The following is a 16,910-nucleotide window of genomic DNA, read 5'->3' as shown; positions in this document are numbered from 1 at the left end:
CCCTCAGCGTACCGCCCGGTAAACCCGGAAGCGGTTGGTCTCGCGCATCACCTGAACGTGCTTGAAGGCACCGTCCAGCCATTGCACATAGGGCAGCTCCCGGTTGGCCACCATCCACAGCACGCCATCGCCCTCCAGGTGGTCCGGGGCCTCCTCGATCAGCCGACGGGTGATGGCGGTGGTGCGTTCGCGGCCATCGTGGAACGGCGGGTTGGTGATCACCGCCTGGTAACGGCCGGCGACGCCATCGTAAAGATCGCCCCCCACCACCTTGCCCTGCAAATGATTGCGCTCCAGGGTGGCGGTGGTGGCGGCCACCGCGGTGGCGCTCACGTCCGTGGCGGTCACGTGGCAGCCGCCATGGGCCAGGGTGGCGCTCAAGGCGCCGCCCCCGCAGCCCATGTCCAGCACCTTGCCCCGGGGCAGCCCGTCGTCCAGCGCATCCAGCAGCAAGGCCGTGCCCTCGTCCAGGCGTCCGTGGCTGAATACCCCCGGATAACTGACCACCCGCAGGTCGCGGACCTCGATCCAGGACGCCACGTCCTCCAGGGTCAGCGCCGGCCCGGGCCGTAGCAGGGCGCGATAGAGTTTGCAGTGGCGGGCGCTGTCCACCAGCGTCACCTCGTCGGCGAACCGGGACAGGCGCGTCACGCCGCCACGGATGCCGCCCTTGGCCGGGCCCACCAGCCACAGCTCCAGGGGCGCGTCCACGGCACCGGCCAGGGCACGCAGCAGCAACTCCAGACGCTCGGCGGCCTTGGGCAGCGGCAGGATCACCAGGTCCACGTCGTCCGGCAGCGTGGGCAGAGGTGCCCACTGATGAGCACCCACGGTGTAGTCGTCGGCGTGCACATAGAGTTGCTCGGCGGGCAGCGCCGCCAAAGCCGGATCGTTCGCTTCCACCACCAGGGCGCGCCGTCCGGCGAGCAGTTGCTCCTGCCGCCGAAGCAATTGCGTGCTGTTTTCCATGCCTCTTCCCGCCATGAATGAAGGCGGCAGTATAAAGGAAGCGGCGCGGCCAGACCCAGGCGCGCGGCGCCGGCCGCCAAGTTTTACATAAACACGACGCGGGCCCGCCCGCTCCTGGCTAGAATAGGGCGAACAGATGCAGTCGTGGAGGCAAGGATGTTCCGTTCCGCAGTTCTGGCCGCGCTCGCCCTGATCGTCGCCATGCCGGCCCAGGCCGCCGATACCCCCTTCCAGGAAGCGTTGCACGCCGCCCGCAACGATGACTGGGAAACCCTCAGCCGCACCCAGGCCCGCCTCGGTGACGCGCACCCGTTGCAGGCCTACCTGGATTTTCACCGGCTGCGCGCCGCCCTGCCCGATCTCAACCCCCAGCGGGTCCAGGACTACGCCGAGCGCTACCCGGATTCCCCGCTGCCCAACGACATCCGCCAGCTGGCCCTGGTGGCCTACGCCCGGGATCAACGCTGGGACGCCGCCCGCGCCGTCTACGACAGCGCCCCCCGTTCCACGGAGCTGCGCTGTCTGTACTGGCATGCCCAATGGCAAGCCGGCAACCAGGAAGCCCTGAACCAGGCCCGCGAACTGTGGCTATCCGGCAACTCCCGCCCCTCCGCCTGCGATCCGATCTTCAACGCCGCCCGCCAGCGCGGGCAAATCGGCGACCAGGAAATCTGGGAGCGCATGGACCTGGCCTTCTACGAACGCAGCCCGGGCCTGATGCGCTACCTGCGTCCGATGCTCGACGACAGCGCCTACGCCACCGCCGCCGACTTGCTGCTGGACCTCTACGGCGACCCGGAAACCCTCACCGACCTGCCCAAGGACCTGCCGGACGATCAACGCCAGGTGCTGCTCGCCGCCGGTTTCCGCCGCCTCGCCTACACCGACACCGAAACCGCCCGGGAATGGTTCGAGGACAAACGCGGCGATCTGGGCTTCACCGACGCCGCCCTGGTGGAACGCGCCGGCCAGCGCATCGCCTGGTACTCCACCATCCGTGGCGTGGAAGACAACCGCGACTGGCTGGACCAATGGCTGCGCGAACACGGCGGCAACGACCTGCTGGACCAGCGCGCCCGCCGCGCCGTCATTGAACGGAACTGGGACGAGCTTCCGGACTGGATCGCGCGCCTGCCGCAAAGCGAGCGCGACGACAGCCGCTGGCTGTACTGGCTGGGCCGCGCCGCCGAGGAAAACGGCGATGACGGCAAAGCCAAGAGCCTGTGGCAACAGGCCGCCGGGCAACGCAACTTCTACGGTTTCCTGGCCGCCGACCGCCTCGGCGAACCCTACCGCTTCGGCAACGCCGTCCCCACCGGCGACCGCGCCCTGCCGGACCTGCCCGCCCTGGCCCGCGTCAAACTGCTGCGCGAACAGGACGAACCCGGCCTCGCCTGGAGCGAATGGAACTGGCTGATGTGGCACAGCGACGAACGCCGCCAACGGGAGCTCGCCCAATACGCCGTGGACGCCGGCTGGTACGACCTGGCGGTGCAAGCCTCGATCCAGGCCCGCGCCTGGGACGTGCTCGCCTGGCGCTTCCCCGCCGCCCACCGCGAACGCTTCCAGGAAGCCGCCCGCCGCAACGACCTGGACCCCTGGCTGCCCATGGCCGTGGCGCGCCGGGAAAGCGCCTTCTACCCCAACGCCCGCTCCCCGGTGGGCGCCCTGGGCCTGATGCAGCTGATGCCCGGCACCGCCCGCAAGGTCTCCCGGGAAGCCGGCCAGGCCGTGCCCGGCGAACAGCAGATCCTGGAGCCCAACACCAACATCGCCCTGGGCAGCCGCTACCTCGCCGACCTGCTCAAACAGTTCAACGGCAACCGCATCCTGGCCCTGGCCGCCTACAACGCCGGCCCCAACCGGGTGGAACGGTGGCTCGCCGAGGAAGAAGACGACGCCGTGCCCGCGGACGTCTGGATCGAGTCCATCCCCTTCCGGGAAACCCGCGCCTACGTCCAGGCCGTGCTCACCTACCGGGTCCTGTTCCAGGGCCTCCATGGCGACACCGAAGAGCGCACCGCCCTGCTCCTGCTCCCCCGGGAACGCGGCACGCCCTACTCCGTGGCCATGATCGAGGACTAAGACTTAAGGGACATAAAAGGCCGGGTCGCGATCAAAACCGCGACCCGGCTTTTTTTGTGATTAACTCCGACCGAACCGCGCAACTGCCAGCCCCCAATACCGCCTCTAAAGCCCCTCCGATAAAGCGCGTATTGGCGCGCTAGCGACCGGATACCACTCCGCGTTTATCTATATGGCCAATTCTGATCCAAGCAACACCCAGTCAAAAAACCCAAAACCAAAACAGCAAAAAAGAAAACTCTAACTTTAATCAAGATTTCAAAATAATGAATTTTATCCCCAGGCACCAACCGCCTAACATCAGAAGTAGAAAAAAGCGGCGAACTCCTAAAAAAATAGAAGAAATTCCTATCCTCCTCAGGCGTCGGTTCTTTAAAGTAAAGATAAAGAAAAACCCAAACAATGCATGTAGCAAAAAACCCCCAAAACCCAACAAGCAAAAGCACAGATCACCCCACCCAACAAATAAACACAGAACGGATTCGAATTTCCATACAGTCTTTGGATGATCATATGAAGAGGCATCATTAATACGACCTTCGTTCGCCTATCCTCTCATGGCAACCATTCATAAAACAGGACATGTTTCAAAAGTTACAGCAGCTCTTTCATCAAAACTCAAATAACAATAAACCAGAAAGTTACCTGCCGGCCGAGCATTAAACTTCACCTTTCATCATTTTCCATCCACTCAGGCCTCGACACCAATCTATTTATATTAATTACGCTTATCCTTTTCATAATAATACCTCGACAACACCCAGGCACCAGCCCCAAAAAAACCACCACCCAATATAGATTTTTTTTGCGCAAGACAAAATTTCATAAGCAAAGTCAAATCGCCACCCCCTTCCTTCAAAAAAGTGATAAATATAAACCCCAAACCTAGCCAGAAAAATCGAAATGAAAACAATAAAGAAACCGGAAAGAACCAAAACAAAAAACTCCTTAAAGCCAGGACACTTAGTTTCATCTTTCATTTTTATTTACTCCTTCCTGAACCACCGAACTGACACTCTCGCTCGTCATCGCACCAGCCCCAGCGCCGGCACCCAGCATTGCCGGCGTCGCGTCCGTTCCTTTCAGTTGACTACTAAGATAAGCCCCACCAACCGAGACGCCCTCCGTCGTAAAGAAACCTCGCCCTGGGCAGCCGCTACCTCGCCGACCTGCTCAAACAGTTCAACGGCAACCGCATCCTGGCCCTGGCCGCCTACAACGCCGGCCCCAACCGGGTGGAACGGTGGCTCGCCGAGGAAGAAGACGACGCCGTGCCCGTGGACGTCTGGATCGAGTCCATCCCCTTCCGGGAAACCCGCGCCTACGTCCAGGCCGTGCTCACCTACCGCGTCCTGTTCCAGGGCCTCCACGGCGACACCGAAGAGCGCACCGCCCTGCTCCTGCTCCCCCGGGAACGCGGCACGCCCTACTCCGTGGCCATGATCGAGGATTAAGAGTTAAGGGACATGAAAGGCCGGGCTGCGATCAAAACCGCGACCCGGCCTTTTTCTAGCTAGCGACGCCCAACCTGGTACTCCGCCAGCTGCCCGCCGATCTGCTCGGCACACTGCTCCGCCACATGACTCAGGGTCCGGGTCAGGATGCCGTCCCGATTCTCCTCGAAGTCCGAATAAGCCGCTGTCCACTCGGAACCTTTCTCCGGACGAACCGCGCAACTACCGGTCCCCAGCACCGCCTCGGACGCCGCGTCGATAAAACGCGCATTGGCCCGGTAAGTGATCGAATAGGTGCCCCAGGCCGACTTGTAATAGATCAACTGCCAGACACTGGTCCGCACGTCCACCACCACATCCGCGTCGCCGCTCGCCGCCACGATCTCGGCGGCGTCCGCCCCCTCAACCACACCACCCGGCGGCAACGCCTCGCCGCCAAAAATAGTCGCCAGCTGGCCCGCCAGACTGCGGGACACGGAGGAAGCCGGGTCCGCCACATCGTGGCTCTCGATGATCTTCTTGCCGGCGGCGTTCATCGCCAGGCCACCCAGGAACCCGAACTGCGCCTTGGTCGGCGTGATCGCCGACATCACCGGCATCGGATGTTCGGTGGCGGCCACCTTATCAATCCCCCTGCCCTCCAAGGCCTTCACATCCAGCGCCACCGGCTTCACCGTGGCGCAACCTCCCAGAACCAACATCGCGGCAAGCGAAAACATCCTTTTCATCTACACTCTCCAATAATCATTAAAATTTAAAAAAACAACCAAAAGAACAATACGCCAAAAAACACGCAGACCTGCGCCCTTCTTATTTTTTCAAAAATTGGAAGAAATTCGTCCGGCACTTTTCCATATATATGCTTATTTGAAAACGGATGCACAATTGAAAACAAATCCTTAAATTCGCCAACCCCCTCAAACCTAAACCTCACATAGAGGACCACAAACACGACCTCCAGAAGAATAAATAAAAGGACCATCACCTCAGCCAACATAATACTCCTGATCAATCCATTAAATCCAAAGCGACCATTTCAGCTTCATATTTCCAATTAAAAAGCTGCAATCTTTTTCTCTACTGAGAGCGGACTTAGCATCTTCAGCTAAAAATCCTCCTCCCGATCGCCGGGACATAAAAATAAACGCCGCAAACCGGACTTACTCAGAACATCAATGAGATCTTGGTTACTCCTATCACCACCACGACACAACCAATCTTTTCCAAAACGATGAAAATGGAGTCACCTTACAGAGAAGCAGCGGACCTCCCGACCTATCGAAAAAGCACCTTCTGAATCTTCCCCTCCAGTCGATCCTGGCCAGCACCAGACTCAAAACCCCATGATTCACCGATGGAAGCATGAAACGACTTCCCAACTAAATCAGCGGCGTGGTTGGACATTGATAATCCCTCTTCTCCTGGGTCTGTTGTGGCGCTGCCTCCCAGAACCAACATCGCGGCAAGCGGGAAGACAATACGCCCCCTTCATTAGAAAACTGAACACACCCCCAAATACGCCCCTTATTTTTTTTGCTTACCCAATGTTTTCTTTAGCGAGCGCTCTGACAAAACGGCTATCCAGTAAGGAACAAGAGAAAGCAAAAACAAAAAACCAAAAACCTCCAAAGAGCTAACTTTTTCCCCATCGCGATAAGAAACAACACCCCCTTCCACAATAACAGGCAGAAGGTTATATAAATGAATAGCAACAGCCATGCTGACATACATACAAGCACGATCGGAGACAAAAACTCTGCGCCTCCTCAGAACCAAAAAAATCGAAAGACCCGCGACAAAGAAAAGCACAAAAAGAATCTTAAAGGCAGAAATTTGATCAGTCATCACCCACCTTCTGCGTATAAAAATGAAAAGCATCTTTCAACATAGCACCTGCCTCCTGGCTAGCTTTATATGGCGCAAACACAGGGTGACTGGGTAATCCATCAGGCACATACGCAGGAGGCCCCGGAGTCCCACCGTAAAAGCCATCGACAAATCCGGCCATACCAGTTCCAAAGACATAATACTCCGATAATAATCCAGACCCATAAACCATATCAGTCAAGACAATGTTGGCCCTCAATGCCCCTACCGCCATGCCTTCCTCCGCCGCAGCCGCATTTACAATCAACCTGGCGCCCAGCGCGCGAGAACCGGTTGCAGCAGTTTGAGCCCCAACCCCACCCCAGAAGGGCGCTTGTACAGTAGCCGCGCTACCGATACTGGCGGCGACAGGTGTCAATACTGCTCCGCCGAGGACGGTCGCTCCCTGAGAGAACATCTCGTTTGATGCATCCAGCCGCGCATCCCCAATGACATCGAGGTAATTCCCGGCGCCAATATCGGATTCCATGTTCTTTAGAATCGGTGCGGGATAGCCAAACATTTGTTCGCCATAGGCCCCGTCTTCGATATCATGGAGATGCGTCGCGTTAACGTAGCTATCGCCGTATTGCTCCTCTGTCGCTTCGAAGAGCGCTGTTACTTCACCGTCGTCATGGACGATGGTTCCTGATTGGCTTGCCAGGGTCGAGAGGAAATCACCGGCGGCTTGTTGATCATAGCCACGCAGGATGGCCAGATCACGCTGACCGCTATCTCCCGCATAGGCGCCATCCACTTGACTCTGGGCTTGATAAAGCAGCTCTTTCAACGCCAGCTCATCGGATATGCCCCGTTCGTCGGCGTAGTCCTGGTAGTGATCCGCAATGAGCTTGAGTTCGGCCTTGTGTAGCTGCCGATTGTAGGTGTCCGCCTGTTTAGCGATCCAGGCACCGGTCTCCACGTCCCCTCCAGTCGAGACCGCGCCCAACAGACCCGCCAACTGCGCGCCGGCGGTTCGCACCGTATTGTTACCACCTGAAAGGTTGCCGAAAGCCCCAGATAGCAACTGGTTGGAACCCGCGCCAGCCGCACCGGTGATGAAGTCCCCCTGGGTCAGCTCCGTGACCGCACCGCCGGTGAAGGCGTGCAAACCGGTCCTGCCAAACCCACCTTCAACGAACAGGTCAAATCCCGCGGTGTGGCCACCTGACCCAGCGGTTTCCGCCAAATAATCGGCGAAAGAGCCCGCCTGATTGAACGCCAACGCGGAAAGCACGTTATTGCCCTGGCTTTCCAGATTGCCGATCAGGTGATCCTGGAAGCTGCCGCCCTGGATGGCGGCGGTGGCGCCGGCGTTGATCAGGCCCTGGCCGGCGCTGTGCGCGGCGAAGCCCAGGGCGCCCTGGGCGGTGCCCAGGTCGAAGCCGCGGGTGATGGAGTTGATCGGGTCGCTTTGGATGCCGGCGGCTTTACCGAACTCCATGTTGTCGAAGGCCGGGTCCAGCAGGCCCGAAGTGAGGCCGGCGGTGACGCCGCCGACGGCCAGGCCGCGCAGGGTGTCGCCGCTGCCCAGGGTGTCCAGGGTGGCGCCCAGGTCACCGCCGTTGTTGATGGTGCTGACGGCGGCGGTACTGGCCGCGCTGGTCACCACGGCGGAGGTGGCCGAGCTGATGGCGGTGGCCGTGGCGCCGGTGGTGCCCCCGGCCACGGCGCCGCCCGCTGCCGCGCCTGCGCCGGCGGTCATTGCGGTGACCACGATGGTCACCGCCAGGGCGGTGGCGGGGCCCATGCCCTGGCTGCTGTATTCCCAGCTGTCGTGGAGTTCGCGGACCTGGCGCCAATCCACGTCGCCGCGTTGGTAGGCGTCCTTCATCCAGGCCAGGTCCGGGTTTTCGGCGGCCATGCCGTCGATCATTTGCTCGACGGTTTGCTGGTCCACTTGTTTGACGTCGATGTGGAGGCCTTCGGCGGCGTCGATGGCCAGGTTGCCGGCGGCGACGATTTCGGTTTGGCGGAGGGTTTCGTCGGTGAAGCCTTCGCCTTCCATCTTCTGCCAGGCCAGGTCGCCCTGGCTTTTTTCGTGGCTTTCCTGGACCAGGTCCTTCACCGATTCGAAGGTGATGTGGCCGCCGCTTTTCAGGGTGGTGTCACCGCCGCTTTCCAGGCGGGCGGCCTGGTAGAGCTGGTCACCGCCGCTGGTCAGGGTGAGGTCGCCGCCGGCGGTGGCGGTGCTGGTGACGTTGTCCACGTGGGTGACTTCGTCCCGCTTGAAGCTGTGCGCGCCGTAGTCGCCGTCTTTCTCGCTCATGGAGAAGTGGTAGTCGCGGTCCTGGGTGGCCAGGAAGGCGATGCTGCCGCCGGCGGCGAGGCCCATGTCGTCGCCGCTGCTCAGGTCGCTGCCGGCCACCAGCAGGTCGCGGCCGGCGTCGATGCGCAGATCGTCGCCGGCGCTGACGCTGGCTTTGCGTTGGCGGACAGTGTCGTGGGTGTATTGTTTTTCTTCGTGGCTGGTTTCGCGGTGGTAGTTTTCGTAGTCGCGGTTGGCGGCGGACTGGATGATGACGTCGCCGCCGGCGGCCAGGCTGGCGCTGCCGCCGGCGCTGACGTCGGAGGCGGTGACACCGATGTTGCCGCCAGCGCTGATCAGCAGGTCGCCGGTGGCGTCCACCTGGCTGGCGATCTGCTCGATGGTCTGGGTCTGGTAGCGGCCGCCGTTGGCGCGGCCGTCGAAGCCCCGTTCCAGGGTCTGGCTTTCGATGCGCACGTCACCGCCGGCGTTGAGGCCCACGGCGTCGCCCTGGACGCGGCTGCCGGTGACGACGATGTCGCGGCCGGCGTCCAGGGAAACGGTGTCGGCGGCCTGGATCAGGCCGGCGTCACCGTGGTCGGTGCGGCGATGGGTGCCGTGGTCCCACTCGGTGACTACTTGCTCGGTCCAGGACTCATTGACGATGTCGCCCTGACTGCGGATCGAGACCTGGCCGGCGCGGACGGTACCGCTCTGGTTCTTGACGTCGCCGAGGGAATCGATGGCCAGGCCGGTGCCCGCTTGCAAGGTACCTTCCAGGTTCACCACGCCTTTGTTGCCGGCCTGTACATTGAGGCCGTTGGCGGCGGCGATGATGCCGCTGTTGCCGAGGCCGCCGGCGCGCACGTTGATGGTGTCACCGGCGATCACCGCGCCTTCGGCGGTGAGCCGGCTGCTGCCCGGGGCCAGGTAGAGCACCGGCACCAGCACGGCGTGGCCGTCCACCTGGCGCTCTTCCATCCACACCAGATCCTGGCGCAGGTTGCCCACCTGTTCGGCGGTGAGCGCCACGCCCATGGACAGCTCCAGCCGTTGCGCTTCGGAGAGGGCGTTGTCCATCAGGCGCTGGTATTGCTGCTGGTCGGATTGGACGTCGGCGTCCAGGAAGCGGCGACCGGTGGCGGCGAGGATGGCGTCGCGGACCAGTTGGGTTTCGTAGTAGCTGTCACCGAGGCGGCGCAGTTGCCGGTCCGGGTCGGTGTTCAGGCGGTCGAGCAGGTAGTCCGAGCCGAGGAAGCCATCCAGGGAAGCGAACAGCGGGTTGGTTTCGATCAGATAGGGGTGGTCGGCGTCGTCCACCACGGTGTAGAGGCTGCTGCGGTTGTCGAGGATGTCGCGCAGGCCGGCGTTGAGGGTGTCGATGACCCGGCTGTCGTCGCTGAGATCCCAGGACACCGGCCCGGGCGAGTCGCCGCCCTCTTCCCCGCCACCGCCGGCGCTGCCGCCGCCGTCCTCGTCCTGATAATCGCCGTCGTCGAAGACCACTTCCTGGTCGAAGCGCTCCTCGGTGTAGTTGCCCGCCTCTTCCTGAAAATCCAGGGTCACGTTGCCGCCGGCGGAGATCACACTGGCCACCTGTTCGCCCAGATCGACGCTGATAGGCTGCGTATCCGTTCTCACCATGCCCGCGCCCGGGTTGGGCGCATCACCAGCATTGTGCCAATCGCGGCGGCCAGTGCTCAGGGAGGCATGACGTTTCAACTCCACCGCCTTGTTAATGAGACGGCCGCCCTCAAGGTGAAGATCGCCGGCGGCGGCGAGGGTGCTGTATTCATTGCGCAGCACGTCCGCGTTGATGGTCAGATTACCGGCGGAGGAGAGGACTGATTGTACGTCCTCGGAGGACGGATCGATGACGTCGTCGTAGGCCTGGGAGCCAAAGCGGAAGTAATGAATCGAGCCGTTGTCACAGGCTTCATTTCCCGTTCGCCAGTCATTCCGGGTAGCCCCACAGGTGAAGTTACGCAGGTAGAGGCCTCCGCCATCCTCATCCAGTTTGGCCCGGGTATGGGCCAGGAAACGCTGGTATTTTAGCGGCGCCCGCTCCTTGAGAAGCTGAGTAACCCGGACAACTAGATAGAAGGTTTCAGCCAGCGGATTTCGAATCTTGTTTGTGTCGGTTCCCCCGAAGGCCTCCCCGCCTCCGTCAAAAATCTCATGCCATACCCCTTCTATTTCCACTTCCCAGGAGGGACCACGCAAAGTTTCTTGAATATACTGGATGTCATCATCGGAAAGCAGGCCGCTCATCTCGTCGTTGATATAATCCGTATATTCCTCAACCCAGTAATCCACCCAGCGGAAACGCTGCGCGCCATTAGTGGCGAAGCGAACCAGCGACGACTCCAGATCCGGGTCATAAATAAAGGCCAAATCGTCTTCGCTGAAGGTGATGTCATCGATGACAAGCCCGACCTGCATCATTTCCATCAGCTGGGCGATGGTCAGGGGGTCGCTTTTGCCCAGCGTCACTTCCCGGCTGTTGTCCAGGGAGTGGGTGAAAATCGCCAGGTCACCGGCGTTGGTGGTAATGGTGCCGGAATGGTTGATGACCTCGCCGGTCTTGCCCTGCTCCTGGTCGGCGGCGATCAGCAGGTTGCCGTTGGCGACGATGTCGGCGCGGTCGTTGGTGACGCGCTCCGAGGCGAGCAGCGCCATGGCGCCGCCGCTGCCGATCAGGGCGCCGTCGCGGTTGATCAGTCGCTCGCCCTGGAACAGCACATCGCCGGCGGCGCCCAGGGTGCCGTCCTGGCCGCTGGCCTGGGCGGCGCGTTCGTTGAGCAGTTCGTCGACCTGGAGCGCCAGGTTGCCGGCGGCGAACACCAGCCCGTGGTTGGTCAGGCGCTCGCCGGTGACGACGGCGTTGCCGCCGCTGCGCAGGATGGCACCGGCGCGGTTGTCGATTTCATCGGCGGCCAGTGACAGGCCCTGGGCGCCGGCCACGGTACCTTCATTGCGTAGCGACGCCACGTTCTCGGTGAGGGTCAGCACGCCGCCGGCTTCCAGGGTCGAGGTATTGGTGATGGCGGCCTGTTCCAGAGTCAGGTCTCCGGCCACGCTGATCAGGCCGGCGTCATTGTTAAGCTCGCCGCCGCTGAGAGTGCCGTTACCGCCGGCCATCATCTGCCCGCGTTGGGTGAGCGCACCGTCGGTATGGACCGCCAGGTCGCCGTTGGTGAGCAGCTCGCCGTCGTTGTCCAGGCCGCCCGCGTTCACAGCCAGATTGCCTTCGCTCTGCACGGCGCCGGTATTGGCGAGCGCGTCCTCGGTGTCGATGGCCAGGTCACCCACCGCCAGCACCTGGCCGCTGTTGTCCAGGGAGCCGGCCTCAATCCCGGCGTCGCCCAGGCTCTGCAGCGCGCCCTGGTTGATGAGCGCATCGTCCACGGAGACCGCCAGTTGCTCCTCCGCCACCAGGGTGCCCTGGTTGTCCAGTTCGCCGGCGTCCACGGTGAGCGTGGAGCCGGCGGTCACCAGGGCGCGGTTGTCGAGGCGGTCGGCCACGTTCAGGGTGACGTCGCCGGCGGACTGGATGCGCCCTTGCCGGTGTTCCAGGTTGGTGGCGGTGACCGTGGTTTGTTCGCCACCGTGGGCCAGGCCCTGGTTGGTGACGGTGTCGGCGCTCACCGCCAGGGTCCCGTTGGCGATGGTTTCGGACCCGTCGTCCAGGGTCAGTTCGGTGGCGTCCAGCCGGGCGCCACCGCCGGCGGTAACCGAGCCGGCCTGGCGCAGGGCGCCGTCCGCGCTCAGCGCCACGTCGCCGTTGGCGGAGACGGTGCCGCTGTTGTCCAGGGTGCCGCCGCGCACGTCGGCCTGCCCGTCGGCGAGAATTTGCCCGCCGTTGTCCAGGTGGCCCTCGGCGCCCACGGTCACCTCGGCGCCGGCCAGTTCCCCTTGGTTATCGACCGTGCCCGCGTCCAGGGTCAGGTCTTCCACGCCCAGCCAGCGCGCGTCCTGATCCAGGCGCACGCTGCCCAGCGCCATCTTCAGATGGTTGGCGGAGGTGGTGCCGGCCACGGCGTGGTAGGCCTCCGCCTGCACGTCGATGCGGTCGCCGGCCACCAGATTGCCTTCGGCGGTGACGTCGTTGGCGGCGAGCTGGATCGAGTCGGACGCGCTGATTTCCTTGAAACGCAGCTGACCGTTGGCGCTCAGGGTAACGTCGCCATTCTGGGCCGCCACCGGCGCGTCCAGGCGAACCCCCACGCCCTTGTCGTTGCCGATCAGGCGGATGCGGTTGGCGTACATGCCGCCCAGGGCGGCGGAATCGATGGCGAACTCCGGCCCGTCGCCGTCGTCCTCATGGGCTTGGGTGGCGAGGCTTTCCCGGTCCACTTGCTGGCGACCGGCCACCACGTTGAGCCGGTCGGCGTTGATCTCGCCGCTGATCGACACCGAGCGCGCGATCAGGTCGAAACGGTCCACGTTGGTGGTGGTGGCGCCGTCCTCGCCGATGCGCACCTGGCCACCTTGCACGTCGAAGGCGCGCAGGGCGCCGTCCTCGTCCATGATGGCGCGGCCGGTGGTGAGGGTGGCATGGTCGGTGTTGATGAAGCCGCAGCCCTGGCAGGAAATGCCATTGGGGTTGGCCACCACGATGTCCGCCTTGGCGCCGCCCACTTCGAGATAGCCGTGCAACGCCGAGGGGTTGGCGCCGATCACCTCGTTAAGGATCACCTTGGCGCTGCCGTTGCGCAGATTGGGGTTGGCCTCGATGTAACCGGCCAGCTCAGTGCGGCTGAGCTGGCGCCCGTTGTTGAGGATCAGCCCGCGCTCGTCGACGTTGAAATCCTGGTAGAAGTTTTGCGAGACACCGGCGCCGTTGGGGTTCCGGATATTGACCACCGGCACGCCGTTGCCGGCCCGGTCGGTGGCGCCCCGGGTGGGCGTGACACCGTCGGCGGCCGCCAGCAGCGGCTGCCAGATGAGCAGTAGCGACAGGCCGTAAACCAGGCCGCGCCGCGCCCTTCCGTGGGCGTTAGAATTGGACGTACAGGCTCGCCAGGACTGTGTATTCATGATCCGTCATCTCCGTTGAATGCTGCTCCATGGGCCAGGTGATCTGGGTGGTCAACTGAATGTCGCGGTAGCCGAGGCCGAGCCCGGCGGTGGCCGAGGCCAGGCGGGTAAAGTCGTCCTCGTTGCCGTTGTCGGGCACCACGCCCAGGTCGTAGGCGACGAACGGCTTGAGGCTTACCGGGCCGGTGATCGGCGGGTAGAAATCGAATTGCAGGCTGCCGGCGGTGGCGCTGTTGCCGCTCACCGAAAGGCTGTCGTAGCCGCGCACGGCGGCGCTGGAGGCCAGGGACAAGCGTTCCGAGGGGAACAGTTCGTGGCGGCTGTACTGGCTGTTCAGCCGCAACTGCAGGGCACCGTAAAGCGGCTGGATGAAACGGGTGGCGGACAGAAACAGTTGGTAGCGGTCATGCACCGCGTCGGCCACTTCAGCGCCGTCCGGCAGCCGGGTGGCCGGGCCGGCGGTCCAGGCCCGTTCGGCGGTGAGGTTGCCGGCCAGTTGCACCCGGCCAAGCCGGGACTTGCCGCTCAGACGCAGGCCGCCGGTGCGCAGTTGATAGCTGCTCACCTGGATGGTGGTCTCCTCGATGCGGTTGTCCACGTCGGTGTAAGCGCCGAGCAACGCCAGGGACAACCGCGTGCGCTGGGAGCGGTGCAGCAGCCGGGTGAGCTCGAAGCGGGAAATTTCCGTGAGACCGGAGGAATCGAAGCGCTGGAAAATGCCCGCCACCTCGTTCTGGTAGGCCTGGCGGCTGTAGCCCACGGCCAGATTCCAGTAGCCCAGGCTGATGTCGTAGTCCAGGCTGGCGCCCCAGGCGCGGTCGGAGAACTCCTGATCCAGGTCGCCGTTGACGCCCAATGACAAGCGATCGGTGACGCCGAAAGGGCTGCCCCAGTCCAGGTTGAGCTGGCCGGTGCCGTGGGTGACGTCGCCGTAGTGTTTTTCGTTGAGAATCAGGCTGCCCTGGTAGCGTCGCGGCCAATTGGCGTGGCCGACGATCACGGTGCCGCCCTGCGCCTGGCCCGGCGCCAGATCCATCTCCGCGTCCAGGTGCGGCAGCCGGGCCAGGGTTTCCACGGTGTGTTCCAGGGCGCGCAGATTGAGCAGGTCGCCGTCGCGCAACGGCAGGGCCCATTCCAGTACCCGGTCCGGCAGGCCCTCGCCGCGCCAGCCTTCCACCCTGCCCGGCACCACCCGCAGCGTCAGTTCGCCGTCGCCGATGTCCTGCTCCGGCAGCAGCACCCGGCTGGTGACGTAGCCACGATCGATCAGCAGGTTGCTCAACGCCGCCTGCAGGGCGCGGATGTCATCCAGGCTCAGGCATTGCCCGCGCAGTGGCGCCAGCGGCGCGCTCAGCCAGTGGCCGAAGGGCACCGGCTCCTGGCCCGGCGTGGTCAGCGTGATTCGCTCCACGGTGAAACAGCCGCCGGCGCCGGTGTCCTCCGGCTCGGGCACCCGGGCGCCGGGCGTATCGCCGGGCACGCGCATCTCGTCCAGGCGCTGCTCCTGGCGCTGCCGGTCCTGTTCCTGAAGACGGTCGTACATGCGCTGCTGGGGATCCGGCGCCGCCCAGGCGGTGGCGGCGAACACGGTACCCGCGAGCACGAGAAGAGAGAGTCTGATCGGTCTTTCCCCCAAGCCATCCATGACGTGGCCCCGACCCCGCCGGCCCCCACCGGCTTGCCACGACGTCGCGCTATCCAGGCGCGCCGTCGGGGTCAGGCGTTATTATGAGGCTGAGTATAGGAAAGAGAGCCGACACCTTCACCGCCGAAAACGACGGCGAGCGGCACTTTATGCAAAAAACTTGACCTTATTCACAAAACCACCCCCCTCCCGCCACGGGGCCGGGACCGCCCCGCTCAGGAGTGCGATTCGTGATGATGGCCCCGGTGCGCCAGAGTCCGTTTGCGTGCGTCGGATTTCAGGAACCACTGCTCTCCGGCGGCGAGCAGGATCATGGTGACCAGCGCCACCCCGATCACGAACGGGTCGGACGCCAGCTTGGTGATCACGAAGCCGCCCAGCGCCAGCAGATCAAGGATGATCGCGGTCACAGGTACCCAGCGCCGGGCGCCGATATCGTCCAGCAGGTAGCGCAGCACGCCCCAGTGAATGGCGATGTCCATGATCAGGTAGAAGATGATGCCCAGCGCCGCGATGCGCGACAGATCAAAGAAGGCGGTAAGGATCAGGCCCAGAACCACGGTGTAGACCAGGGTGTGTTTCTGGATGGTGCCGGGCATGCCGAAATGGCTGTGCGGCACCAGCTTCATTTCCGTGAGCATGGCCAGCATCCGCGAGACCGCGAAAATGCTGGCAAGGATGCCGCCCGCCGTGGCCAGCATTGCGATGGCGACGGTGAACCAGACGCCGTACTCACCCAGCGCGGGTCGGGCGGCGGCGGCGAGGGAGTAGTCACGGGTAGCGACAATCTCGCTCAACGATAGATTGCTCGCCACGGCAAACCCCACCAGCGTGTAGATCACGATGCAGGCGGCGATGGAAATGACGATGGCACGGCCCACGTTACGGTGCGGGTCGATCACCTCGGAACCGCTGTTGGTGATGGTGGTAAAGCCCTTGAAGGCGAGAATCCCCAGAGCGGTGGCGCCAAGAAAACCGCCGATGCCGGCGCTTTCCCCCACGCGATTGAAGTCCACCGCCACGCTGTCCGCCAGCCATATGCCGACCAGGCCGAACATCAGAATCCCGCCGATTTTCAAAACGCCAATGAAACCCGCCACGCCCTGGATCAGGCGGTTACCGAGCAAGTTGATGATGAAGGCGGTGAGAATCAGCGCCACGCCCAGGGTGGGCACCATGCGCCCGGATTCATCGCCGCCAAACAGCTGCATGGTGTAGGCGCCGAAGGTACGTGCCAGGAAGCTCTGCGCGATGACCATGGAAAAGTACATCAGCAAGGCGTTGAACGCCGTGGGCAGCCGGTCGCCGTAGGCCTTGTGCAAGTACATGCCAATGCCGCCGGCGGACGGATAGGCGTTGGAAATCTTGACGTAGGAGTAGGCGCTGAACGACACGATCACCGCCGCCGCCAGGAACGCCAGGGGAAACAAGGCACCGGTCATCTGGGCCATCTGTCCGGTGAGCGCGAAAATGCCGGCGCCGATCATCACCCCGGTGCCCAGCATGACCGTGCCCGCCAGGGTCAGGCTGCCTTCGGCGTATTTCGTGGTGCGGTCCTGATCCGCCATGAAGTGCCCCCTTGAAGCATGTGAAGCGTGCGAGG

At 63.1% G+C, this 16,910-nt stretch carries 9 protein-coding genes; 2 read left to right on the top strand and 7 right to left on the bottom strand.

All coding sequences use genetic code 11. The annotated features are described in order from the left end of the window. Nucleotides 1-3: 3 nt before the first annotated feature. The gene (locus tag HMJ39_RS01750) at nucleotides 4-969 is read right to left on the bottom strand and encodes a methyltransferase (RefSeq protein ID WP_161383751.1); all 966 of its coding nucleotides are present in this window, start codon (nucleotides 967-969) and stop codon (nucleotides 4-6) included. Between the two features lie 156 nt (nucleotides 970-1,125). On the opposite strand from HMJ39_RS01750, the gene HMJ39_RS01745 reads away from it, so the two are divergent. Then, nucleotides 1,126-3,054 (top strand): transglycosylase SLT domain-containing protein, encoded by a 1,929-nt coding sequence (locus HMJ39_RS01745; protein ID WP_194296047.1) that lies wholly within the window; start codon nucleotides 1,126-1,128, stop codon nucleotides 3,052-3,054. A 737-nt stretch (nucleotides 3,055-3,791) separates the two neighbouring features. Here HMJ39_RS01745 and HMJ39_RS01740 read toward each other — a convergent pair. After that, a complete protein-coding gene (locus HMJ39_RS01740; protein WP_194296046.1) occupies nucleotides 3,792-4,034 on the bottom strand; it encodes a hypothetical protein in 243 nt (80 codons plus the stop codon). A gap of 165 nt (nucleotides 4,035-4,199) precedes the next feature. Here HMJ39_RS01740 and HMJ39_RS01735 point away from each other — a divergent pair, with 165 nt between their 5' ends. Further along, a complete protein-coding gene (locus tag HMJ39_RS01735) occupies nucleotides 4,200-4,508 on the top strand; it encodes a transglycosylase SLT domain-containing protein (RefSeq protein WP_194296211.1) in 309 nt (102 codons plus the stop codon). Nucleotides 4,509-4,567: 59 nt separating this feature from the next. Here HMJ39_RS01735 and HMJ39_RS01730 read toward each other — a convergent pair whose 3' ends face one another. The 5 genes from HMJ39_RS01730 to HMJ39_RS01710 form a co-directional block, all read right to left on the bottom strand. Further along, a complete protein-coding gene (locus tag HMJ39_RS01730; protein WP_194296045.1) occupies nucleotides 4,568-5,236 on the bottom strand; it encodes a hypothetical protein in 669 nt (222 codons plus the stop codon). 796 nt (nucleotides 5,237-6,032) lie between these two features. Further along, the gene (locus tag HMJ39_RS01725; RefSeq protein WP_194296044.1) at nucleotides 6,033-6,353 is read right to left on the bottom strand and encodes a hypothetical protein; all 321 of its coding nucleotides are present in this window, start codon (nucleotides 6,351-6,353) and stop codon (nucleotides 6,033-6,035) included. Further along, nucleotides 6,346-13,662, bottom strand: coding sequence for a two-partner secretion domain-containing protein (locus tag HMJ39_RS01720; RefSeq protein WP_194296043.1), 7,317 nt, complete (start codon nucleotides 13,660-13,662; stop codon nucleotides 6,346-6,348). Before HMJ39_RS01720 ends, HMJ39_RS01725 begins: the two co-directional genes overlap by 8 nt. Continuing rightward, nucleotides 13,622-15,265, bottom strand: coding sequence for a ShlB/FhaC/HecB family hemolysin secretion/activation protein (locus tag HMJ39_RS01715; protein WP_194296042.1), 1,644 nt, complete (start codon nucleotides 15,263-15,265; stop codon nucleotides 13,622-13,624). Before HMJ39_RS01715 ends, HMJ39_RS01720 begins: the two co-directional genes overlap by 41 nt. A gap of 257 nt (nucleotides 15,266-15,522) precedes the next feature. Further along, nucleotides 15,523-16,875, bottom strand: coding sequence for an APC family permease (locus HMJ39_RS01710; protein ID WP_194296041.1), 1,353 nt, complete (start codon nucleotides 16,873-16,875; stop codon nucleotides 15,523-15,525). Between the last annotated feature and the right edge of the window lie 35 nt (nucleotides 16,876-16,910).

It is taken from the genome of Alloalcanivorax profundimaris, from assembly GCF_015265435.1.
Taxonomy (GTDB): domain Bacteria; phylum Pseudomonadota; class Gammaproteobacteria; order Pseudomonadales; family Alcanivoracaceae; genus Alloalcanivorax; species Alloalcanivorax profundimaris.
This window is presented reverse-complemented; position numbering and strand designations above follow the sequence as displayed.